This window comes from Alcaligenes faecalis (genome assembly GCF_041521385.1).
In the GTDB taxonomy this organism is placed as follows: Bacteria; Pseudomonadota; Gammaproteobacteria; order Burkholderiales; family Burkholderiaceae_B; genus Alcaligenes; species Alcaligenes faecalis_E.
Genome location: NZ_CP168006.1, coordinates 1,065,745 through 1,088,039 on the forward strand (window position 1 = coordinate 1,065,745; position 22,295 = coordinate 1,088,039).

Consider the following 22,295-nt stretch of genomic DNA (forward strand, 5'->3'; position numbering starts at 1 on the left):
GTTAAGCAAATTCAGGACGAGTCACCATTAATAAAAAAAGAGGCGTACCCAGGTATGCCTCTTTTTTATCCTGATCGCTGGCCAACAGACTCATACGCTTGAGCATAAAAACACGCACTGTGCCTTCTTAGTTCGGCATGTAATCCAGAAAGCGCGTGCTGGCTCCGGCGAAGGTCAAGCGAACCGAACCAATAGGACCGTTACGCTGTTTACCAATAATAATTTCAGCCGTGCCTTTATCGGGCGAGTCCGGGTTGTAGACCTCGTCACGGTAAATAAACAAGATCAAGTCAGCATCCTGCTCAATAGCACCGGATTCGCGCAAGTCACTCATCACTGGGCGCTTGTTGGGCCGTTGTTCCAGACTTCGGTTCAACTGCGACAAGGCGATCAAGGGGCAGTTCAGCTCTTTGGCCAGACCCTTCAAGGAACGACTGATCTCAGAAATTTCCGTTGCCCGGTTCTCGCCACCGCTTGATGACATCAGCTGCAAGTAGTCGATGATGATCAAGCCTAGCTGACCACACTGCCGTGCCAGTCGTCGAGCCCGCGCCCGCACTTCCATGGAGGACAGACCGGGCGTTTCATCAATGTAAATCTGGGCTTCCTGCACCTGCTGCACCGCGTGCGTCAGGCGCGGCCAATCATCGGCGGTCAGCTTGCCGGTACGCATGCGATGCTGGTCCAGCAAACCGACCGAGCCCACCATACGCATGGCCAGTTGCACCGCGCCCATTTCCATGGAGAACACGGCAACGGGCAAACCCTGGGCAATCGCCACGTGTTCGCCAATGTTCATGGAGAACGAAGTTTTACCCATGGAAGGACGACCCGCCACAATCACCAGGTCACCAGGCTGCAAGCCCGAGGTCATCTTGTCCAGGTCTATAAAGCCTGTTGGCACCCCGGTCACTTCCGAGTCGCCTTCGCGGTGATACAGCTCGTCAATACGTTCCACCACCTGGCTCAACAGTGGCTGGATTTCCAGAAAACCCTGCGAACCTCGCGCCCCTTCCTGAGCAATCTGAAACACGCGGGTCTCCGCCTCGTCCAGAATCTGGCGGGCTTCCTTGCCCTGGGGGTTAAAAGCGGCCGAGGAAATATCATCGGCGACCGTCACCAGCTTGCGCAGCGTGGAACGTTCGCGCACGATTTCGGCGTAGCGACGAATGTTAGCAGCCGATGGCGTGTTGTGAGCCAGCGCATTCAAATAGGCCAGCCCACCCACCTCTTCTTGCTTGCCGGCAACCGACAAGGACTCAAAGACCGTGACCACGTCGGCAGGACGGGCCAGGCCAATCAAGCGGGTAATGTGTTGCCAGATCAGCTTGTGATCAAAACGATAAAAATCCTCGTCGGTGACAATATCGGCCACCCGGTCAAACGCGGCATTATCGAGCAACAAGCCACCGAGTACCGACTGCTCCGCCTCAATGGAATGAGGTGGGACCCTAAGGTAATCCAGCGTTGAATCGGATTTGGCTGACTTGCTTTCCATGCATATACCTTCAAATCAAGGAAAAAAATCGATGCCGCAGCCAACAGAATACGTTGTGCGGACTTGAACAGTATGTATATCTGGGGTCAGAACAGTCTGCCTCAACAGGGTATTGAGTTGACGGGACCCAATGCGGCGGCACAATCACGCAGCAAGCGTGCTGGCTCTCCTCGGACAAAACGAAGAGAAAACAAAAAAGCCGGCTTGCACCGGCTTTTTTGAGCTTGGCAGATACACTCCATGAAAGAATGTACCATGCGTCAACGCACTCGTCTTAGGCGACGTCGCCTTGAACCACAACGTTGATTTCAGCAGTCACGTCAGGGTGCAGAGCAACCTGAACGGGGTACTCGCCAACGGCTTTCAGGTGACCGTCGGGCAGACGAACCTGGGTCTTGACCAGGTCAGCAAAGCCCGCATTTTGCAATGCATTGGCGATGTCCATGGTGGTCACGGAACCAAACAAACGACCATCCACGCCGGCTTTTTGAACCAGGGTGAAAGTTTGACCGTTCAGCTTTTCGTTCTGAGCCTGAGCAGCGGCCAGCTTTTCAGCTTGCAGCTTTTCCAGTTCGGCACGGCGTGCTTCGAACTCCTGCAGAGCAGCAGCCGTAGCACGGCGAGCAACTTTGCGTGGCAGCAGGAAATTACGGGCGTAACCATCACGTACGCGCACAACGTCACCCAGATTACCCAGGTTGGCGACTTTTTCGAGCAAAATAACTTGCATGACTAAGGTTCCTCTGGATTATTTGTGGTTGTCGGTGTACGGCAACAGAGCCAGGAAACGAGCGCGCTTGACAGCGGTGTCCAGCTGACGCTGGTAGTGAGCTTTGGTGCCCGTCAAACGTGCAGGGATGATCTTGCCATTTTCCTGGATGAAATCACGCAGGGTGTCCAGATCTTTGTAATCAATTTCTTCAACGCCAGCGACGGTGAAGCGGCAGAATTTGCGGCGCTTGAACAGTGGGTTCTGTTGTGCAAATTTGCGTTTTTTGTCTTTGCCTCTACGGAAAGCCATTTTGTGCCTCGTTAGTAACCGGGCTATACCCGGAAGAATTCAGTGTGAAGCGAGGTGTTGAACACTTCGCGACGATCGAGCCAGACCAGTCAAACCGTAACAGAGCCTTGCCCTGGAAAGTGACGCTGATAGTGCTGTACATGCAGTACCAGTCGCGTCGAGCCTTTACGGGCGGGGGCAATAAAACCTTGTAGTTGCAAACGAGCTCCCAAAGGAGTGTCTGCCAGACCCAATGCATTATTTCCCAGAGCCACTACCTGCATCGTCAACACGATCTGCCGGGAGTGACCGGCTTCCATTACGGAAGATTCGTGTTCCAGGACCAATTCCAGAGCTGGGACACCCGCCGGCGTATAACGCAAGGGCTTGATGTCGATAAGCTGACCGGCAAGAGAGTACTGGTTCACGCAGTCGGAGCTATTACTCTTCAGCTTGAGCTTCAGCCGCTGCGGGAGTGCTGGCCTCAGTGCTTGCTTTACGTGCTTCTTCGCGTTCGACGGACTTCATCATGACCGAAGCGCCTTCAGGGGCTTTCTTCGTGCCAGCGACGAGGTAACGCAAGATAGCGTCGTTGTAGCGGAAGGAATGCTCCAGTTCGTCCAGGGTGGACTGACCGCATTCGATGTTCAGGCACACGTAGTGAGCCTTGACCAGTTTCTGGATTGGGTAAGCCAGTTGACGGCGGCCCCAGTCTTCCAGACGATGAATAGCACCGCCTTCGGAAGTAACAATCGCCGAATAGCGCTCGATCATGGCGGGCACTTGCTCGCTTTGATCGGGATGCACAATGAACACTACTTCGTAGTGACGCATGGAACAACTCCTTGTGGATATCGCCTACTACCTGCTGTAAAACCAGCCAGGCACCAAGCGCGACAGCCCGCCCATTCAATCCGGGTCGAGCAAGAAACCATAGATACTAGCACCAAGAAAGGCTGGCTGACAAGCCAAAAGCCTTAGCCCTGCACGCTCGCGTAGGCAGAGTGATTATGAATCGACTCAAAATTCTCGGCTTCGATGCTATAACGCAACACTCCGGGCAAGCTGCGCACGCTAACGGCCACATCGCGCACCAGATCTTCGACAAATTTGGGATTGTCGTAGGCGTATTCGGTAACGTATTTTTCGTCAGTGCGCTTGAGCAAGCCCCACAACTGACAGGACGCCTGCTCCTCAACTGACTTGATCAGCGCGGGCAAATCCAGCGCAGCCGGATCAGCAAACACGGCCTGCACCGTGACGTGCGAGCGTTGATTATGCGCGCCGTACTCTGAAATTGCCTTGGAGCATGGACACAAGCTGGTGACAGGGACCAGTACAGATAACTCAAATTCGGGCTGAGTATCCACACCGACACGTGCCGTCCAACTGACGGTGTAATCCATCAGGCTGGCCACCCCCGATACGGGCGCCACTTTTTCCAGGAACACGGGGAAAGTAGCGGTCATGTCGCCACGCCCGGCCCCAAGCAAGGGCAACATGCTTTGGGCCATCTGCACAAAACCGGCAGGTGTCATGGCTTGCTGGCGATACTCTTCCAGCAAAGCCACAAAACGCGACATATGGGTGCCTTTTTCTTCGGGAGGCAAAGCCACCGTCAACTCCCATTGCGCCACGGTGGGCACAGCCTGCCCTTGCAGATCCAGCATCATCGGATGCCGCACCCCGCGCACACCCACGCGCTGAATCGCAACACGGCGCGTATCCATGCTGCTTTGCACATCTGGCATGGCCAAAGGCGATTCCGACACTGTATTCATATCCATCAGGTTCAGCCACGACAGAGCCGCAACCGTAAATAAAAACAATAATGAATGATTATCTTACGCTTATCACAAGCGAGCTTCGATAACCTTAAGAAGAACGCGCATATTGGGGTATTCAATACCTAAAATACGTCGCAATTGCCTTACACCTCAAACAAACTTGAGAAACGCTCACGAATCGAGCGTTCGATGCCCGCCGCATCCAGACCCAGATCCTGAGCTATTTTCTTCTGATCCCCGTGGTCAATGAACTCGTCGGGGTAGCCCAGTTGCAGCACCGGCATCACCAACGCAGCACGGCTGACAAATTCTAGTACCGCGCTACCTGCGCCCCCCATCAAACAGCCCTCTTCCACAGTCACAAACGCCTGATGGCTTTGTGCCAGCTCTTGCAGCAAGGCTTCGTCCATCGGTTTGACAAAGCGCATGTCGACCACGGTAACGTCCAGAACCTCGGCCGCTTTCAGGGCCTCGTGCAAGACGGGGCCGAACGCCAGAATAGCCAGGCTCTTGCCCTGACGGCGAAGATTGGCCTTGCCCAACGGCACGGTATGGAGCGCCTGATCCACTTCAGCACCGATGCCGGCTCCGCGCGGATAGCGCACCGAACTGGGTCCTGGGTGCTGATAGCAACAGGTCAGCAACAAGCGGGTTTCGTTCTCATCCGAAGGGGTGGCAACCACCATGTTCGGAATGCAGCGCAAAAAGGCAATGTCGTAATTACCGGCATGCGTTGCCCCGTCTGCGCCCACAATACCGGCACGGTCCAAGGCAAACGTGACATCCAGATTCTGCAGGGCCACATCGTGAATCAGTTGATCGTAGCCACGCTGCAAAAACGTGGAGTAAATCGCCACAACCGGTTTTTGTCCTTCACAGGCCAAGCCGCCGGCAAACGTGACAGCGTGCTGCTCGGCAATGCCCACATCAAAATAACGACGGGGAAACTGCTGCTCAAACTCCACCATGCCACTGCCTTCACGCATGGCGGGGGTAATACCGTATAGGCGCTGATCCTGTTTGGCCATGTCGCACAGCCACTGACCGAAGATCTGCGTAAACGTCGGGCGCGGCTTGGTCGTGGGCTTCACCAGCCCCACCGAGGGATCGAACTTGCCAGGACCGTGGTAGAGCACCGGGTCTGCTTCGGCCAGCTTGTAGCCCTGCCCTTTACGGGTAACCACATGCAGGAATTGCAAACCACCCAGATCACGCAGATTGCTCAAGGTAGAGACCAGCGCATCCAGATCGTGGCCATCAATTGGGCCTACGTAGTTAAAGCCCAGCTCTTCAAACAGCGTGGCCGGAGACAGAATCCCCTTGGCGTGGCCTTCAAACTTGCGCGCCAGATCCAGAACGGGCGGCACATGCTGCAAAACAGCACGGCCCACATTCTTGGCAGCGGCATAGAACCGGCCCGACATCAGACGAGCCAGATAATGATTCAGGGCACCCACAGGCGGGGAGATCGACATGTCATTGTCGTTCAGCACCACCAGCACATTCACATCGGGGGTGACACCTGCATTGTTCAGGGCTTCAAACGCCATACCGGCGGTCATCGCACCATCACCGATCACAGCAATGTGCTGACGCTCGATTCCGGCATTGCGCGAGGCCACGGCCATACCCAATACGGCAGAAATTGAGGTCGAGGAGTGCGCGGTGCCAAAGTCGTCGTACTCGGACTCGGAACGCTTGGGAAAACCGGAGATGCCATCTTGCTGACGCAAACTGCCCATCTGATCACGCCGGCCAGTCAGAATTTTGTGCGGATAGGACTGGTGACCCACATCCCACACGATACGGTCGTGGGGCGTCTCGAACACGTAGTGCAAGGCAGTGGTCAATTCAACCGTGCCCAGATTGGACGACAAATGCCCACCGGTTTTGGATACGGATTGCAGAACAAACTCGCGCAGTTGTCGTGCCAGCTCGGGAAGATCGCTTTGATCAAGCTGACGCAAGTCGGCGGGAGACTGAATCTGCTCTAGGGAAACGGTTGTCATACTAAAGACGTCTATCCGGGCAAATAAGTGAAACGGCTGTCTAAAGACAATCGTCAATCGGCTATTGTAAAACGCTTCGCAGCCTGTGCCAAAGTAGCACAGGCCCACGTCGCTTAATGATTGCGGCCCACGATATAGTCAGCCAGTTGCATCAGGCGCGCAGCCGCCGGCCCCAAGGGGCGCAAAGCCAACTGAGCCTGCTCGTTCAGCGCACCGAGCAATTCGCGCGATCCGTCCATACCCAGAATGGAAACATAGGTAGGCTTGTTGTCGGCCGCATCTTTACCGGCGGTCTTGCCCAGTGTGGCCGTATCGGCTGTTACGTCCAGAATGTCGTCCACAACCTGGAAAGCCAGACCGACGGCTTGGGCATAGTCTTCCAAACCATTACGCACAGTCGATGAGGCACCCGCCACAATACCGCCCAACAACACGCTGGCCTGCAACATCGCGCCGGTTTTCATACTGTGCATTTCCTGCAACTGATCGCGGTCCAGGGCAATACCCACGCTTTCACAATCAATCGCCTGGCCACCAGCCATGCCAGCACTGCCCGCAGCCTGAGCCAATTGGGTAATGGCTTGCACAATCAAGGCAGGGGCAATCGGCATTTGAGCCAACAGTTCGAAAGCCAAAGGCTGCAAGGCATCGCCCGCCAACATGGCGCAAGCTTCATCAAACTGAACATGGGTAGTCGGGCGACCACGACGCAACTTGTCGTCGTCCATGCAAGGCAAATCGTCGTGAACCAGCGAGTAGGCATGAATCAACTCCACTGCCGCCGCTGCCAGCTCCAATGCTTTCAGTTGAGCCGCCGCCATGGGCTTGCCTTGCAGGGCGGCCTCGCCCGCAGCATAGACCAAAGCCGCACGCACACGTTTGCCACCACCCAGCACAGAATAGCGCATGGCTTCGTGCAAACGAGCCGGTTCCTGGCTGACAGGGGGCAAGGACTGATCCAGCACGGCCTCAGTCTGCTCGACCCGCGCCTGCAACCAATCAGAAAAACTGGTAGAACTCATCTTAACTATCTCCAACAGCCTCATCCCCCGACAAGGGACGCAGCAGATTGCCCTGCAATACACTGACTTGTTCTTGGGCAAGGTCCAGTTTGCGCTGACACAATTGGGCTAATTCCACACCCTGTTCGTAAGCCTGCAAAGCCTGCTCCAACGGCAGTGCTCCGCTTTCCATACGAGCGACCAGCGCCTCCAACTGTGCCAGAGCGGACTCAAAATCCTGCTGTTCTGGCTCCTGGGCACTTTGATTATCATCGCGAGATTTAACCATAATTATTCCTGATCAATGAGGGCCGTCCAGACTAACTGGGGCCCAATTGGATGTGGCATTGTACGGGAGCCTGCGGCTTGCGGGCCTCCCGAGAGGGCGCTTTTTGGCGGGATGCCGAGCCTTAGCGCCGCCTGACAGTAAAAAAGCCGCTTTAGGGCGGCTTTCTCAGCAACAGAAGTTCATTGCCTTTGACTAGCTGCGCGCAACAGGTCGGCTGGCGTCACTGACCCATTCACTCCAGGAGCCGGGGTAAATGCTGGAACCAGGCAGCCCAGCCAATTCCATGGCAAAAAGATTGTGACAGGCTGTAATACCCGAACCGCACTGATGGACAACCATCTCTGCCGAAATCGTCCCCAGCAAATCCTGAAACTCCTGCCGTAGCTGCTCGGCGGGTTTGAAGCGCCCTTGTTCACCCAGATTATTCAGGTGCGAACGGTTAAGCGCGTCAGGGATATGACCTGCGACCGGGTCCATCGGTTCCACATCACCGCGATAGCGTTCAGCAGCGCGCGCATCCAACACGGTAAAAATAGGTTTGGACAGATTCTTCAGGACCTGATCCGTTTGCACGGTAGGCATGGCGGCCTGTTCAAGCACGCTCAATTCGGCCACCGATGGGGTTGGCTTGGCCGGACCGCTTTCTTCGACTCCGCCCAGTTGTTGCCAGGCCTGCCAGCCACCGTCCAGAATAGCGACCTGAGGATGCCCCAACCAGCGCAGCATCCACCACATATGACTGGCAAACAAGGAGCCCTGGGCATCGTAGACCACGACCTGCATGCCGTCACGCAAGCCATTTTGCTGCAAAAGTTGAGCCAGCGCCTGACGGCTGGGCAAAGGATGACGGCCATTCAGCCCCGTCTTGGGTGCAGCCAGATCGACCTCATGATCCAGAAACACCGCCCCAGGAATATGTCCCTGTTCATAGGCGCGTCGTCCTGCCTGATGATCGGCCAAATCATGGCGCACATCCAGAATCAACCATTCTGAATTATTCAGATTGACCTGGACCTGTTCTGCGCTAATCAGAAATTCAAACACGTTCTGCCTCCTTGACGGGAGCCTGTTCGGCTGCCGTGGCCTGCCCTCGCAAGATACGATCCTCGCTGTAGGTACGCCAGGCTGACAACAGACCAGACCCGATAATCAATGCCATCCCTGCCCAGGCTAACCAGTCAGGCACATCTCCCCAGAAAGCGATACCAATCAGGGCGGCGAAAATAATGGTGGTGTATTGCAAGGCGGCGGTCAACAAGGCCGAACCCAGCCCAAAAGCACGCGTCATGGTCAATTGCCCAAACAAACCCGATAAGCCTACACCCAACAGGGATAGCCAGGCACGCCAACTCAGTTCGCGCCAACCTTCCCACAGCAAACCAACCAGACTGGAACAGACGACAAAACAGGAAAACAGCAGCACGGTGCGCCACTCAGGCTCGCCTGAACGTCCCAGCGCACGCACCTGCATCATGGCCACTGCGCTCAAGGCACCCGCGCACAACCCCAACATGGCGGCCCACCATTGGTCTGGCGTAATACTGGGGCGCAGCACGCCGATCACCCCCATAAACCCCAATAACACAGCAATCAGACGCACAGGATCACGCTGAGTGCCGCCCCAGGCCAGCATCCAGAAAGCAATGAACAAGGGGGCGGTGTAGTTCAGGCTGACGGCAGTCGACAAGGGCAGATTCGCCAGAGCCAGAAAACCCAGCCACATGGAACTGACCCCGGACACATTACGCCGAATATGCAGCTTCCAGCTTTGAGGAGCCAGCCGCAAGCCACGGCTCTTTGCCCAGAACACCAAAAGAAGAACCGAGGGGACACCCCGGAACAAAACGATTTGTGCCATTGACGCCCCGGCATCGGCGGACACTTTGACACAGGCCCCCATAATGGCAAACATGGCGCAGGCTACCAGCATCCACAATGACTGCATGTGATCAAACCAAATTCAGTAATAAGGGAAAGGCATTACTATACTCCCGACCTTGTAAAAGTGGCCCGGTAACCCCATGTCTAGACCACTTACACAACAGTCAGAACCACAACACAAGAAACTATCTTGCCTGAAAGCTGACTAAAAGCTGAATCTTTTATTATCACGCCTGGAATCAAGGCTAAAATTCGCGCAGATCGTGTTCTCGCGATCACGATTTCTTCTGTCATACCGGAATCCGCATTCATGAAACGAATTGTCCTTTTCTTAATAACCAACTTGGCCGTCATGCTGGTGCTCAGTGCCTCCATGAATATTTTGGGTGTGGGACGTTACCTGAACGCGCAAGGTCTGGACCTGACTCAATTGCTGATTTTTTCGGCCTTGGTCGGTTTTACCGGCGCCATCATTTCCTTGCTGATGAGCAAATGGATGGCCAAGCAAAGCGTGAACGCCCGCGTCATTGACCCGAACGCCCCCGCCAATGCTGAAGAAGCCTGGCTGGTGGATACCGTGCACCAGTTGGCCGACCGTGCCGGTATTGGCCGCCCAGAAGTGGCTATTTACGACGGAGAACCCAATGCCTTTGCCACCGGCGCGTTCAAGAATGATGCGCTGGTCGCCGTGTCCACCGGCTTGCTGCGCGGCATGACCGAAGAAGAAGTCATGGCCGTACTCGGTCACGAGGTTGCCCACATTGCCAATGGCGATATGGTCACCCTGACCTTGATCCAGGGCGTGGTGAACACCTTTGTGATCTTCCTGGCCCGTCTGGCCGGCTACTTTGTGGACCGCGTGCTGCTGCGCAATGATCGCGACGTAGGCATGGGTTACTACGCCTCGGTCTTTGTGTTTGAACTGATTTTTGGCGTATTGGCCTCCATCATCGTGGCCTGGTTCTCGCGTCAACGTGAGTACCGTGCCGATGCCGGCTCCGCCCAGTTGCTGGGTTCACGTCAGCCCATGATCCATGCTCTGGCCCGCCTGGGTGGCATGGCTCCTGGCGAACTGCCCAAGAACTTTGAAGCCTCCGGTATTTCAGGTGGTCGCTCCATCAGCGCAATCTTCGCATCTCACCCCCCTATCGCGGCCCGTATCCAGGCTTTGCAAAGCGCCCAGTCGGTCTAAGAGCACAGACAACCTGAACGGCACTGCCCAATAAAACGCCCCAAAAGCCAATGTGCTTTTGGGGCGTTTTTTATACCTTAACGTGAACTTAGCGTATTGGCTGCCGGACGATCATCTTGTGCCGACTCGACGATACCGTGCTCCAGTCATGCAGATAGATCTCGTGGTACACGCCTAAAGGCTCCAGCCCTTCCTGTGGCAGGAACTTGGTATAGAGCTGCGACAACAAGGCCGACAGATCCGCTTGGGAGCCTACGTGCATCACCTGCACGCATTTGCCCTCTGTCACGGCTTCCCAGCGAGGAACCGGCGCATTCCCCAACTGAGCACGCATCTGAGCCACCGCACCCTCCAGTCCCGCCCTGTCAGCCCACACGGGCAGCGTCATTTGCACGCGCCATTGCCAGTTTTCCCGCCGCCCTGCTTCCAGATCGTTCGGATCATCGGCCCAGTACAGAATTTCAACCGGCGCTTCCATAAAGTCACGGCCCATACGCTGGCGTGCCTCCCGACGGATAGGCTCAATAGCCATCCGCAAGGTCTTGATGGCAGCCCCCACGGCCGCAGGCTCGGGCGCACCGTGGCCATCCAAAATAGCAAAGGGCAAAGTCGGCACGTCCAGCACCCGGAAATGGTGCTGCAAAGGCGCATACAACATCTTCAGGGTTTCGACGTCCTGGCTTAAATCAATCATGTTTTCCTCAGCCATAAGGGGTCTCACACAACTCCATGCTTAATCAGGAAAGTGATACTCCAAAATATCGTCACCGAACGCATCTCGCTGGCCGCTTTCGGTCCAGCCCAAATAGCGATAGAAACCATAAGAGCGCACCTGAGGATCACTACTACAGGCCAGGAACAGGCGCGTAAAACCACGCCCCTGCAAGTCTTGCATCATCTGTGTCAACAGACGACGGCCTAAACCTAGGCTTTCATATTCGGGCAACAACGCCAGCACCATGATCTCGCCGCTCTCGCGATCACCAAAGCAATAGCCAGCCATCTGTTCATCGACCAGGGCAACATAGCCGGGGCAGCTCTCCTCTTCGATACCTGCGGCCCAGCTTTCGGCGGTAACGCCCAAAGCCGCCAGATCCTGCTCAGAAAAAGCATTCTCACGAGTCAGACCTCGAATACGCAGGCATTCACGAGCATCGTCAGGCACGGCTGCACGCAAGACGGTCTTGCTCATTCACTACTCCAAATAAAAAGAACGAGTACGGCAAATCATCATAGTGTCAACCCTAAAAAACTTAAGGGATGTCACGCTTGAGCTGGTTTAGCCAGTGGGCAATATCGCCTACGACCTGTGGCATGGCCGAGCGACCATCGGCCTGTTTCATGACGTGATCCAGATCAGGATAGGTGCGCCACACCAAGAACGGGTTATCGACATGAGCCACCATCTCTGCAGCCGCTTGCGGCGAAACCGAGCTATCGCGCCCGGATTGAATGATCAGGGCAGGAATGCCAATCCGTCCTAGCACCTCTGCTTGATCCAGGTTCAGCATTTGCTGCCACCAATCGCGTCCATGCTGACTCATCTCAGTATCCAATCCAGCTTTGGCCTGTTGCAAAAAGTCACCCAAGCCATCGAGCATGGCTTGCTTGTCATCAGCGGGCATCTCTTGGGCTGAGGCACTATAGAGCACATCATCCTGAAACCAGCGCCCACCCCCGTTAAAACTGACTACCGCATCCAAATAAGAAGTCTGGGCCGCCAGCAAATGAACAATTACGGCTCCCTCGCTGCCACCCAAGGCAAAAATCTTGTCATAGTGGGTCTGGCTTTGCAGTTGTTTGAGAACCGCATCCAGGTCCGCGACACGTTGCTGAGGATGATCGTGTTGAATATAGTCTGCCGGGCAGTCACTGCGCTCAGACTCATCGCTGGCAGACAAAGCGGCCGTCAGCGCATATTTTTCTACGGCAAGCACCTGGGCTTGCGGGCGGGTCTTGGCCAGGGTTTCCCAGACAAGGCTCTTATGCGCCACACTATTGCAATCCGAGCCCTGAACAATCAAGAGCAGTTCACGCACCCCGCTCTGGGGCGCGATAGCAGGCTGGACATAATAATGAATGGCACTGCCATCCGGACGCGCCAATTCGTATGGTTGCACGTGTGCATGAACCTGCCGGGCCACCCCCCCAAAGACACCCAAGACAACAAAGCCCGCCAGGCGGGCTAAAGAAATTGAATATTCCATGACCGTACTGTGGCACAAAATGATCAGGAATGGATGAAAAAAAAGACTAACTAACGCCCTGACAAAAGGCCAGCAGCCAATACACGTGTTACCCGAAAAGACCAGCAGACTTGGCCTCGGAGTCGCTTAACAGCCCCCTCAGGCCTGGGAGTGCTTCCCTGAATCCTGAGTCTCACGCTTGTAAGATGCGCTGGGCTATTATTTAACAATGAAAGAAATCTTCGCACTTCTCGATTTCGGGGGGTATATCGCTTTGCTGCTGTGGGGTATCCACATGGTGCAAAGCGGTGTGCAACGCGCATTCGGTGCCGAACTGGGCATCTGGATGGGTCACGCGCTGGGCCGCCCTCGTCGCGCTTTTTTTGCAGGTGCAGCCATTACTGCCGCCATTCAAAGCAGTACCGCCACCGGGCTGATGATTACCAGCTTTGCGGCCACCGGCATGGTCGCCCTGGTTCCAGCCCTGGCCGCCATGCTGGGCGCCAATGTCGGCACGACGCTGATCGTGCAATTGCTGTCCTTCAAGATGACTGCCCTGGCCCCTGCCCTGATTCTTCTGGGTGTCTGGCTGTTCCGCTCGCAAGAGCCTGGACGCCGGCGCGATCTGGGCCGCGTCTTTATTGGTCTGGGCCTTTTGCTGCTGTCCCTGCACGAACTGGTGGGCCTGTTCTCGCCCATTCAGGACGCCCCCCTGCTGGAAACCATTCTGGAAGCACTGGCAAGCAGTCCCATGACAGGCATGTTGCTGGCGGCCCTGCTGACCTGGGCCGCACACTCCAGCGTAGCCATTGTCGTGTTGATCATCTCGCTGGCCAGCCATCAGCATATGGACCCACAACTAACCTACGCGCTGGTGCTGGGCGCCAACGTAGGGACGGCCATCAACCCAATTCTGGAAGGGGCAGGCGGCACCAAGGACCCAGCCAACAAACGCCTGCCCATCGGTAACTTGGGCACGCGTGTGTTTGGTTGCCTGATCGGCATGATTTTGCTGCCCTGGATTCCAGATTTGATGAACTGGTTTACCGATGACCCAGCGCGGGCTGTGGCCAACTTCCATACCTTCTTCAATCTGGCCGTAGCCGCCTTGTTCCTGCCATTGCTCAAGCCCTATTCACGCTTACTGAGCCGCTATCTGCCCCGTCGCACCGACCCCGACGATCCTGGCCTGCCCTTGTATCTGGACCAATCCGCCCAGGAGGTCCCCGCGGTGGCCTTGGGCAATGCGGCGCGGGAAGCATTGCGCCTGTCCGATATGCTGCAGGAGATCCTGGATACGGCTCGTCAAAACATGCTGAACAATAGTGCCCAAAGCATTAACCATGCGCGCTATATCAGCAATGCCGTCAACCGTCTGGAGCCGCTGATCACCACCTATCTGGCCAGCATGGACCAGGAAAACCTGAACAAGAAAGATACGCGTCGCCTGAACGATATTCTGACTTTTTCCACCAATATCTCGCACGCCGCCACCATCAGCGTCAATGGTCTGCTCAGCCATACGGCCAAGCTGCGCAAACAAGGATGGATACTGCAAGCGGAAGAACAAGCCGAGATTGGCAAGGTCATGGACAGGCTGATTCGCAACCAGCGTCAGGCCGCAGCCCTGTTTGTCGCCGAGGACGTAAAAACAGCCCGCTTCCTGGCCTTTGAAAAAGACTTCTTCCGTGAGCTGGAGGTGGCGGCCGCAGACCGTCATCTTCGCAAGATCAAGGCCGGTCAACTGGACGTTGCCGAGCAAGGCTCTTTGTATCTGGAGATTTTGCGTGACGTGCGCACCATCAACTCCTATCTGGTCAGCGCCGCAGCCTATCCGATTCTGGCCAAGCACGACGAATTGCTCCCTAACCGGGTTCGCTCCAACGAAGACTAGACAGATCATCAGGGCTTACAACGCCCTGCCCACGAAATTCCAGCTACTCAGAAACAGAAAGGCGACCATCAGGTCGCCTTTTCCTTGAGCTTGCCAGAAAGCCTTAGTGAGCCTGCTCCCAGTTATCACCGACACCCACTTCAGCGACCAGCGGAATATCCAGCTTGGCCACATTGCACATCAAACCAGGCAGGTTCTCACGCAGCGTATCCAGTTCGTCCTCGGGCACATCAAATACCAGTTCGTCATGAACCTGCATGACCATCTGCGTGCGCAAACCCTTTTCTTCCAGCCAACGCTGCACTGCCACCATGGCCATCTTGATCAGATCAGCCGAAGTACCCTGCATAGGCGCATTAATCGCAGCGCGTTCTGCACCGGCCATGCGCGGTCCTTTCGCCCCCTTCAGTTCAGGCAGCCATAGGCGGCGACCAAACACGGTTTCCACATAACCCTGCTCGTGCGCCTGCGCTTTGATGCGCGTCATGTAGCTGGCCACGCCGGGGTAGCGGGCAAAATAACGATCAATATAGGCACGGGCCGCATCGCGGGTAATGCCCAGATTGCTGGCCAGGCCGAACTCACCCATGCCATAGATCAGACCAAAGTTAATCGCCTTGGCCGCACGGCGCTGATCAGAGCTGACGTCCTTGGCATCCACCCCAAAGATCTCGGCAGCGGTGGCCGTGTGTACGTCCCCACCCTGCTCAAAGACCTGCTGCAAATTGGCGTCGCCCGACACATGCGCCATCACACGCAATTCGATCTGGGAATAGTCAGCCGAGACCACTTTGCCCAGTGCAGACACAAAGGCGGCGCGAACACGACGACCTTCTGCCGTACGCACCGGGATATTCTGCAAGTTGGGGTCGGAAGAGGCCAGACGCCCGGTAATGACGGCAGCTTGTGCATAACGGGTATGTACGCGGCCACTATCCGGGTTCACCATTTTGGGCAGCTTGTCCGTGTAGGTGGACTTGAGTTTGGCCAGGCCACGGTACTCCAACAGCACCTGCGGCAAAGGGTAGTCCTGAGCCAAGCGGGTCAAGACATCCTCGTCGGTAGAGGGAGCACCGCTGGCCGTTTTACGCACCACCGGGATACCCAGCTTACCGAACAGAATTTCGCCCACTTGCTTGGGAGAGTTCATATTGAAGGGCTGATCGGCCAGTTCGTAGGCCTTGTTTTCCAGCTCCAGCATTTTCTGGCCCAGCTCGTGGCTTTGACGCGCCAAGGTCGGCACATCAATCTTGACGCCATTGCGCTCCACAATGGTCAGCACGTCCGAAGCCTGCACTTCCAGCAAATAGATACGTTCCAGCCCCTCTTCCTTGGCTACTTGAGGGCGCAGGCACTGGTGCAGACGCAAAGTGTAGTCTGCATCTTCGCAGGCGTACTGCGAGGCCACCTGAATATCCACCTCGTCAAAGCCGATCTGCTTGGCACCCTTGCCGCAGATATCCTCGTAAGACGCACCTTTCAGGCCCAGCCATTGCAAGGCCAACTCTTCCATGCCGACACGCTTGTGCGATTGCAGAACATACGCCTGCAACATGGTGTCCTCGCGGATACCGCGCAGGCTGACTTTTTCATTCAGCAGGACATGGGTATCGTATTTGGCATTGTGCAAGACCTTGGCCGCCTCAGCATTCTCCAGCCAAGGACGCAAGGTTTCCAGCACATGCTCTTTATCCAGTTGCTCTACATCCAGCGAACCACGGTGGGCGACCGGCACATAGAAAGCCTGACCCGCCTTAACCGATACAGACAAACCCACCATGCGCGCCATCAAAGGGTCCAGCGACGTGGTTTCCGTATCCAGCGCCACCAGCTCGGCCTTTTCCAGCAGGCTTAGCAGGGACTGCAACTGTTCTTTAGTCGTGACGGTCTGGTAATCCAGCTCAGCGGGGGCTGCAGGCGTTTCAGCTTCGACACGAGCATCCTGGGCAGGCACCCGTTTAGGATCATCCGTCAGTTCGCGCAACCAGGTGCGAAAACCATAAGTCTCGTAAATATTCTGCAACGTGGCATTGTCACGCGGCTCCGGCTCCAAAGCCTCGAAATCCCCCGTAAAGCCGGGCACCTCGCAATCGAGCTTGACCGTGACCAGCTTGCGCGTCATTTCAAAATTGGCGCTGAAATCGCGCAAGTTCTGGCCGGCCACCCCCTTGATTTTGTCGGCATGCTGCAACAACTCGTCCAGGCTGCCATACTCGGCCAGCCACTTGGCGGCCGTCTTGGGGCCCACTTTGGGGACACCGGGAATATTGTCCGAAGTGTCGCCAATCAGCATCAAATAATCGATAATCTGATCCGGGCGCACGCCGTATTTGCTGGTAACGCCTTCTACATCCAGCTTTTCGTTACTCATGGTGTTGACCAACTGCACATGCTCATTGACCAACTGGGCCAAGTCCTTATCCCCGGTCGACACCACGGTCTCGATGCCATTTTCCGCAGCCAGACGAGAAAGCGTACCGATAATATCGTCGGCCTCTACCCCGGACTGACAAATCAGGTGCCAACCCATGGCGCGTACCGCTTTGTGAATAGGCTCTATTTGCACCGCCATGTCTTCGGGCATGGAAGGTCGGTTAGCCTTGTATTGATCGTACAGATCGTCCCGGAAAGTGCGGCCCTTGGCATCAAAAACGCATACCATATAGTCCGCCTGATAATCCTGTAACAAGCGGCGCAGCATATTGATGACCCCGTACAAGGCGCCTGTAGGCTGGCCTTGCGCGTTTCGCAGATCGGGCATCGCATGGTACGCTCGATACAGATAGCTGGAACCATCAACGAGCAACAAGGTTTTTTTCATGTCTAACAATAAAATCGTCCGTTTACCGGCCTCTGAGCAGATTCCTACCATCATGAAGGAACTGCAAACTGCGGTCGATACATTAAAAGAAATGGGCGCTGGCGTGAGTGTTTTCGGCAGCGCACGCATCAAACCCGGTCATCCTTACTACGAACTGGCCCAGGAACTGGGCCGTCGTCTGGCCGAAGCGGGCGTCACCCTGATTGCGGGCGGCGGCCCTGGCCTGATGGAAGCGGCCAATAAAGGCGCGTACGAAGCAGGCGGGCAAAGTGTTGGCCTGAATATACGCCTGCCCCGCGAAACCACCAACAACCCTTACCAGACACACAGTCTTCAGTTCGAGTACTTCTACTCGCGCAAGGCCACCTTTTTCATGCACAGCTGGGCCTACATTGCCCTGCCGGGCGGCTTCGGTACCCTGGACGAGCTGTTTGAAGTCATGACCCTGGTTCAAACAGGCAAAGTCCCACCCGCCCCCATTGTACTGATCGGCACTTCCTTTTGGTCCGGCCTGATCGACTGGATTGGTGAGCATTTAATGGAAATGGGTCTGATTGGCCCCAAAGACCTGAATTTGCTGGTCCTGACCGACGATCTGGACGAGGTCATGGGCTACATCAAGCAGTGCTGCGTGCTGCCTAGGGCGGAACCCGCATTGCCCCAGTAAGGCGTACGGGTTAAATTTGCAGTCTTTCTTCGGCCCTCCATCAGCAGGGCCGAATTCGTATTGAATGCCACAAGCTAGTCGATATTTGCCGGAGTCCTCCACATGAACAAACTACTTGCCCGCCTCCTGATGGTGGCTTTTTGCAGTGCCTTGGTGCCCGCTGCCGCTTACGCAGACGAGCCGACCGAAATCCGTTTTGCCACAGAAGCGGGCTATCCCCCCTTCGAATTTCTGAACCCCAGTGGCGAGCTGCAAGGCTTTGATATCGACATCGGCAACGAAATCTGTAAACGCCTGCAGGCCAAGTGCGTCTGGATCGATCAGTCCTTTGACAGCTTGATCCCCGGCCTGCAAGCCCGCAAATTCGATCTGGCCAATTCCACCATGACGGCTACTGAGGCACGCGCCAAGGTTATCGACTTTAGCGAGCCCATGTACATCGTGCCGGTTCGCCTGGCCGCACGCAAAGGCAGCGGTCTGGAGCCCACCGCCGAATCGCTCAAAGGCAAACGTGTCGGTGTGCAGCAAGGCACCACCATGGAAACCTATGCGCGCCAGAACTGGGCCAATAACGGCGTCACCATTGTGGCCTACCCCAGCTATACCGACGCCTTCAATGATCTGGCCGGTGGCCGCGTTGATGCCACCTTCCAGGAAGCCCAGAATGCCATTGAAGGTTTTCTGAGCAAACCGGCTGGTGCCGATTTTGAACTGACCGGCAGCACCGTGGACGACAGCCCCATTTTGAACGAACCCATTGCCATGGGCATTCGCAAGGGCAACAAAAAGCTCAAAAAAACCGTTGATGAAGTTCTGCGCGAAATGAAGGCCGACGGCACCATGCAGACCTTTGCCGACAAATACTTCCAAAAAGACAACATTCGCATCGCGCCCTGACCTGGATACCTGAACCATGTTGCTTTACGGTTATGGGCCGCAGTTGCTGGTCGGCACCTGGGAAACCATCAAGCTCGCCGTGCTTTCACTGCTGGTTTCCCTGGTTCTGGGTCTGGTCGCTGCCCTGATGAAACTGTCCCGCGCTTCGCTGCTGCGTTGGGTGGGCGGTTTGTATACCACCTTGATTCGGGGCGTCCCGGATCTGGTGCTCTTGATGTTGTTCTTTTTCAGCCTGCAGATCTGGTTGAACGAGCTGACTGACTGGCTGGAATGGGACATGATCGAGATCGATCCCTTCGGTGCCGGTGTGGTCACGCTGGGTTTTATTTATGGCGCCTACTTTGCCGAGACCTTCCGCGGTGCCCTGATGGCCATCCCCAAAGGCCAGATGGAAGCCGGCAAGGCCTGTGGCTGGAGCCCCTGGCAAGTTCTGCACCGCATCCAGATCCCGCAAATGATGCGCTACGCGCTGCCCGGACTGGGCAATAACTGGCAAATCCTGCTCAAATCCACCGCGCTGGTGTCCCTGATCGGCCTGAGCGATGTGGTCAAGATTGCGCAAAACGCTGGCAATGCGACCTTCAACTCCTTCCTTTTTGTTGGCCTCACCGCCCTGATCTATCTGGGCCTGACCGCCATTAGCAATATCGGGCTGAGCTACCTGGAGCGTCGCTATAACATTGGCGTGAAAGGAGCGCAGTTCTAATGGATGTCCTGAACGAATTTTGGCGCGCCTACCTGTACCAAAGCAATGGTCAGCTCTCGGGCTTGGCCATGACACTGTGGCTGCTGGTGATCTCGGTCGTGATCGGCTTTTTCCTGTCTATTTTCATGGCCATTGGCCGTGTTTCGGGCAAGGCCTGGCTGTCGCGCCCTATCGGTGCCTTCACCTATTTTTTCCGTGGCACCCCCTTGTACGTGCAGATTCTGCTGATCTACACCGCCATGTACAAGCTGGCCATCGTCAAGTCCGTGCCTGCATTGGAAGCCTTTTTCATGAGCGGCTTTAACTGCATGGTTCTGGCACTGACCTTGAATACCGTGGGCTATACCACCGAGATTTTTGCCGGTGCCATCCGGTCCATGCCTCCTGGCGAAGTCGAGTCGGCCCGCGCCTATGGCATGTCCGGCTGGACCTTGTACCGCCGTGTAATTTTGCCGCAAGCCCTGCGCCGTGTCCTGCCTGCTTACAGCAATGAAGTGGTCCTGATGCTGCATGCTACCTCGCTGGCCTTTACCGCCACGGTTCCTGACTTGCTCAAGATCGCGCGAGATGCCAATGCGGCCACGTACCAGACCTTTACCTCCTACGGGATTGCTGCACTGATTTACCTGTGCGTGTCCTTTATTTTGGTGGGTGCTTTCCGTATTGTGGAAAAGCGCCAGATGGCATTTTTGAATCACTAAGTGCTGAGGTACTGAACAAAAAAATGGGCTGCTTGCAAAAGCGGCCCATTTTTCTTTAGCGATACAGCTACCGTATCAATCCCCCATATGGTCCAGGTTCTGATAGCGCATCTGGCGCCCCATCACACCGGCCATCATCAGAAAGAACGTCAGACCACGTCGCACTTCCGGCTCCTTGGCCAGGCGTATAAGCCCCATCAGGGTCGGGGTTGTCTCGGTAGCCCTCACCTGGTCCGCAGCCATACGTGCAGCGTTGCCAACCGACCAGGCGGCCCCTACCCCCTCCTCAAAGCCCTTCATGAGTTTTTCGAGCATATAGTCGTCGCTCATATCGACCAGATCAGCCAGCAGGGACACCACATCCACCACCCGATTCAAACGCCCCCCCCGCCAGCAAGGGTTCGATCTTGCCGATCAACTCATCCAGGCCCTTGATGCCCGGATCTTCTCCCAGCAGGCTCTCCAGGGCAGAAGGGGCCTTCTGAGCAGCGCCCGCATCACCGGGATTCAAGGATTTATCCGATACCGAATTCATCTGTCTCTCCTGAATTAGACCAAGCCACGGGCCACGGCCCAGTAAATACCCCGGTTAAAACCCTTGCGCAGCAAGCCACCCAGCTTGGTGGGCGGCGTAGGATGCACATCCTCCTTGTAGTCGTACCAGAGCGGCATGCCGCCCTCCAGACCCATTTGTGCCACTGCCACCACCCGGCCATCGTATTCGTCACACGTGCGTCCGAAACGCAGCTCCGAGGCCAGGTTATTGACGACGACAGGAGACTGGTTGTGGCAAGAACCACCGGCTTTGCTGATAGGCAAGTCCACCGTATCGCCCAGTACATACACATTGTCCAGGCCCAGCACTTTCATTGTCTGGTGATCCGTAGGCACCCAGCCTTCGTTGTCCGCTGCTTGCGAAATGCCCGAGTCGCGCACCACAGGCACGGCCGTAATCGGAGGTGTCGCCATCAAAATATCGAAAGGCTCCTCCCCTCCTTCTTCGGAGTAGGCAATCTTGCGCTCCGGGTCCACACGATTCAAGGTGAAACCACGCTGATGCTTGATGTCGCGATCCCCAAAAATCGGGGGCAGCACTTGGCAAACCTCGTTTTGCAAGAACAAACAATTGCGCAGCAGTTGGGAGGTTGTCGGGTAGGTGTAGGCAATCTCCACCTTGTCACGCACACCACGGCGACGCAGGTACTCGTCCAGCATCAAGGTAGTTTCCACCGGGGCAATCCCGCACTGGTGGGGCACGTTATGGGTTTTAGGAAAAGTCACCGTAATCAGCACACGGCCCTTTTCCAACTTGCTCAGGCGGTCCGCCAGTTGACGCGCAGGAGCGTGTTGATAGAAGTGATCACCGCCCTCTTTCAGGCCTTCGATTTTTTCCGGTGAGGGGACGCAGCCGGTAGACAGCACCAGATAGTCGTAATCGATCTTCTTGCCGCTGGCGCAGTGCAGACGGCTGGCCTTGAAGTCGAAACCAGTGACCTCCTCCAGTTGGAAATCAATTTCGGGACGTAAAAGAGAAATTTGCGGTCGCCGTAGCTCATCCCGGAAAAAGGCATCAAAAGCCACATACATAAAAGCAGGCTTGTAATAATGCCAGGGGGAATTGGACAACAGGGTAATGCGGACTTTACCCGAGCGAATTTCCGGATATAGCTTGGTTACCAAATGATTGGCCGTCATCGTACCGCCAACACCACCACCTACAATCACAATATGCTGCACCATCAGTATTCTCCTTAATGGGGGAAACT

The 22,295-nt window shown here is 55.9% G+C and carries 25 protein-coding genes; 6 read left to right on the top strand and 19 right to left on the bottom strand.

Going from position 1 to position 22,295, the window contains the following annotated elements; translation table 11 throughout:
- Nucleotides 1-127: 127 nt before the first annotated feature.
- From ACDI13_RS04860 to ACDI13_RS04915, 12 genes are all read right to left on the bottom strand, one after another.
- Entirely contained in the window at nucleotides 128-1,498 is a 1,371-nt protein-coding gene (locus ACDI13_RS04860) for a replicative DNA helicase (RefSeq protein ID WP_009457570.1), read from the bottom strand.
- Nucleotides 1,499-1,772: 274 nt separating this feature from the next.
- Entirely contained in the window at nucleotides 1,773-2,228 is a 456-nt protein-coding gene (rplI, locus tag ACDI13_RS04865) for a 50S ribosomal protein L9 (protein ID WP_316989170.1), read from the bottom strand.
- Between the two features lie 18 nt (nucleotides 2,229-2,246).
- Nucleotides 2,247-2,519 carry a 30S ribosomal protein S18 gene (rpsR, locus tag ACDI13_RS04870; RefSeq protein WP_003802444.1) on the bottom strand — a complete coding sequence of 91 codons (273 nt, stop codon included), beginning with the start codon at nucleotides 2,517-2,519 and terminating at the stop codon, nucleotides 2,247-2,249.
- A gap of 89 nt (nucleotides 2,520-2,608) precedes the next feature.
- Nucleotides 2,609-2,926: a primosomal replication protein N gene (gene priB, locus ACDI13_RS04875; RefSeq protein WP_316989169.1), complete on the bottom strand. Its 318-nt coding sequence runs from the start codon at nucleotides 2,924-2,926 to the stop codon at nucleotides 2,609-2,611.
- A gap of 13 nt (nucleotides 2,927-2,939) precedes the next feature.
- Nucleotides 2,940-3,332 (bottom strand): 30S ribosomal protein S6, encoded by a 393-nt coding sequence (gene rpsF, locus ACDI13_RS04880; protein ID WP_316989168.1) that lies wholly within the window; start codon nucleotides 3,330-3,332, stop codon nucleotides 2,940-2,942.
- 143 nt (nucleotides 3,333-3,475) lie between these two features.
- Nucleotides 3,476-4,279 carry a GTP cyclohydrolase FolE2 gene (gene folE2, locus ACDI13_RS04885; protein ID WP_316989186.1) on the bottom strand — a complete coding sequence of 268 codons (804 nt, stop codon included), beginning with the start codon at nucleotides 4,277-4,279 and terminating at the stop codon, nucleotides 3,476-3,478.
- A gap of 149 nt (nucleotides 4,280-4,428) precedes the next feature.
- The gene (gene dxs, locus ACDI13_RS04890) at nucleotides 4,429-6,294 is read right to left on the bottom strand and encodes a 1-deoxy-D-xylulose-5-phosphate synthase (protein WP_316989167.1); all 1,866 of its coding nucleotides are present in this window, start codon (nucleotides 6,292-6,294) and stop codon (nucleotides 4,429-4,431) included.
- A 113-nt stretch (nucleotides 6,295-6,407) separates the two neighbouring features.
- The gene (locus ACDI13_RS04895) at nucleotides 6,408-7,316 is read right to left on the bottom strand and encodes a farnesyl diphosphate synthase (protein ID WP_316989166.1); all 909 of its coding nucleotides are present in this window, start codon (nucleotides 7,314-7,316) and stop codon (nucleotides 6,408-6,410) included.
- Nucleotide 7,317: 1 nt separating this feature from the next.
- On the bottom strand, nucleotides 7,318-7,584 hold the full coding sequence (gene xseB / locus ACDI13_RS04900; RefSeq protein WP_316989165.1) for an exodeoxyribonuclease VII small subunit: 267 nt from the start codon (nucleotides 7,582-7,584) through the stop codon (nucleotides 7,318-7,320).
- A gap of 192 nt (nucleotides 7,585-7,776) precedes the next feature.
- Complete coding sequence (locus ACDI13_RS04905; protein WP_372372809.1) at nucleotides 7,777-8,628, bottom strand: sulfurtransferase; 852 nt, start codon at nucleotides 8,626-8,628, stop codon at nucleotides 7,777-7,779.
- The gene (locus ACDI13_RS04910) at nucleotides 8,621-9,529 is read right to left on the bottom strand and encodes a DMT family transporter (RefSeq protein ID WP_316989164.1); all 909 of its coding nucleotides are present in this window, start codon (nucleotides 9,527-9,529) and stop codon (nucleotides 8,621-8,623) included. Before ACDI13_RS04910 ends, ACDI13_RS04905 begins: the two co-directional genes overlap by 8 nt.
- Before the next feature lie 89 nt (nucleotides 9,530-9,618).
- A complete protein-coding gene (locus tag ACDI13_RS04915) occupies nucleotides 9,619-9,777 on the bottom strand; it encodes a hypothetical protein (protein ID WP_372372812.1) in 159 nt (52 codons plus the stop codon).
- Here ACDI13_RS04915 and htpX point away from each other — a divergent pair.
- Nucleotides 9,776-10,657, top strand: a complete 882-nt coding sequence (htpX, locus tag ACDI13_RS04920) for a protease HtpX (protein ID WP_316989163.1) — start codon at nucleotides 9,776-9,778, stop codon at nucleotides 10,655-10,657. The two genes, ACDI13_RS04915 and htpX, sit on opposite strands and share 2 nt — an antisense overlap.
- Nucleotides 10,658-10,745: 88 nt before the next feature.
- Here htpX and ACDI13_RS04925 read toward each other — a convergent pair whose 3' ends face one another.
- The 3 genes from ACDI13_RS04925 to ACDI13_RS04935 form a co-directional block, all read right to left on the bottom strand.
- The gene (locus ACDI13_RS04925; protein WP_316989162.1) at nucleotides 10,746-11,351 is read right to left on the bottom strand and encodes a GyrI-like domain-containing protein; all 606 of its coding nucleotides are present in this window, start codon (nucleotides 11,349-11,351) and stop codon (nucleotides 10,746-10,748) included.
- Nucleotides 11,352-11,390: 39 nt separating this feature from the next.
- Complete coding sequence (locus ACDI13_RS04930) at nucleotides 11,391-11,849, bottom strand: GNAT family N-acetyltransferase (RefSeq protein WP_316989161.1); 459 nt, start codon at nucleotides 11,847-11,849, stop codon at nucleotides 11,391-11,393.
- Nucleotides 11,850-11,910: 61 nt separating this feature from the next.
- Complete coding sequence (locus ACDI13_RS04935) at nucleotides 11,911-12,864, bottom strand: prolyl oligopeptidase family serine peptidase (RefSeq protein ID WP_316989160.1); 954 nt, start codon at nucleotides 12,862-12,864, stop codon at nucleotides 11,911-11,913.
- 208 nt (nucleotides 12,865-13,072) lie between these two features.
- Between ACDI13_RS04935 and ACDI13_RS04940 the strand changes: the two genes are divergently transcribed.
- Complete coding sequence (locus tag ACDI13_RS04940; RefSeq protein WP_316989159.1) at nucleotides 13,073-14,737, top strand: Na/Pi cotransporter family protein; 1,665 nt, start codon at nucleotides 13,073-13,075, stop codon at nucleotides 14,735-14,737.
- A gap of 103 nt (nucleotides 14,738-14,840) precedes the next feature.
- On the opposite strand, the gene polA is transcribed toward ACDI13_RS04940, so the two are convergent.
- Nucleotides 14,841-17,558, bottom strand: coding sequence for a DNA polymerase I (polA, locus tag ACDI13_RS04945; protein WP_316989158.1), 2,718 nt, complete (start codon nucleotides 17,556-17,558; stop codon nucleotides 14,841-14,843).
- Here polA and ACDI13_RS04950 point away from each other — a divergent pair.
- From ACDI13_RS04950 to hisM, 4 genes are all read left to right on the top strand, one after another.
- Complete coding sequence (locus tag ACDI13_RS04950; protein WP_316989157.1) at nucleotides 17,557-18,225, top strand: TIGR00730 family Rossman fold protein; 669 nt, start codon at nucleotides 17,557-17,559, stop codon at nucleotides 18,223-18,225. The genes polA and ACDI13_RS04950 overlap by 2 nt on opposite strands.
- Nucleotides 18,226-18,327: 102 nt before the next feature.
- Nucleotides 18,328-19,122 (top strand): ABC transporter substrate-binding protein, encoded by a 795-nt coding sequence (locus ACDI13_RS04955; protein WP_316989156.1) that lies wholly within the window; start codon nucleotides 18,328-18,330, stop codon nucleotides 19,120-19,122.
- 16 nt (nucleotides 19,123-19,138) lie between these two features.
- A complete protein-coding gene (locus ACDI13_RS04960) occupies nucleotides 19,139-19,828 on the top strand; it encodes an ABC transporter permease subunit (RefSeq protein ID WP_316989155.1) in 690 nt (229 codons plus the stop codon).
- Entirely contained in the window at nucleotides 19,828-20,529 is a 702-nt protein-coding gene (gene hisM / locus ACDI13_RS04965; RefSeq protein WP_316989154.1) for a histidine ABC transporter permease HisM, read from the top strand. The genes ACDI13_RS04960 and hisM overlap by 1 nt, the downstream gene beginning before the upstream one ends.
- A gap of 75 nt (nucleotides 20,530-20,604) precedes the next feature.
- On the opposite strand, the gene ACDI13_RS04970 is transcribed toward hisM, so the two are convergent.
- Genes ACDI13_RS04970 through ACDI13_RS04980 form a run of 3 tightly spaced genes read right to left on the bottom strand, consistent with a single transcriptional unit; the run spans nucleotide 20,605 to nucleotide 22,269 of the window.
- Nucleotides 20,605-20,898 carry a DUF1641 domain-containing protein gene (locus tag ACDI13_RS04970; RefSeq protein WP_316989184.1) on the bottom strand — a complete coding sequence of 98 codons (294 nt, stop codon included), beginning with the start codon at nucleotides 20,896-20,898 and terminating at the stop codon, nucleotides 20,605-20,607.
- Nucleotides 20,870-21,064, bottom strand: coding sequence for a hypothetical protein (locus tag ACDI13_RS04975; protein WP_316989153.1), 195 nt, complete (start codon nucleotides 21,062-21,064; stop codon nucleotides 20,870-20,872). The genes ACDI13_RS04970 and ACDI13_RS04975 overlap by 29 nt, the downstream gene beginning before the upstream one ends.
- A gap of 14 nt (nucleotides 21,065-21,078) precedes the next feature.
- On the bottom strand, nucleotides 21,079-22,269 hold the full coding sequence (locus ACDI13_RS04980; RefSeq protein WP_316989152.1) for an FAD/NAD(P)-binding oxidoreductase: 1,191 nt from the start codon (nucleotides 22,267-22,269) through the stop codon (nucleotides 21,079-21,081).
- Nucleotides 22,270-22,295: the final 26 nt, after the last annotated feature.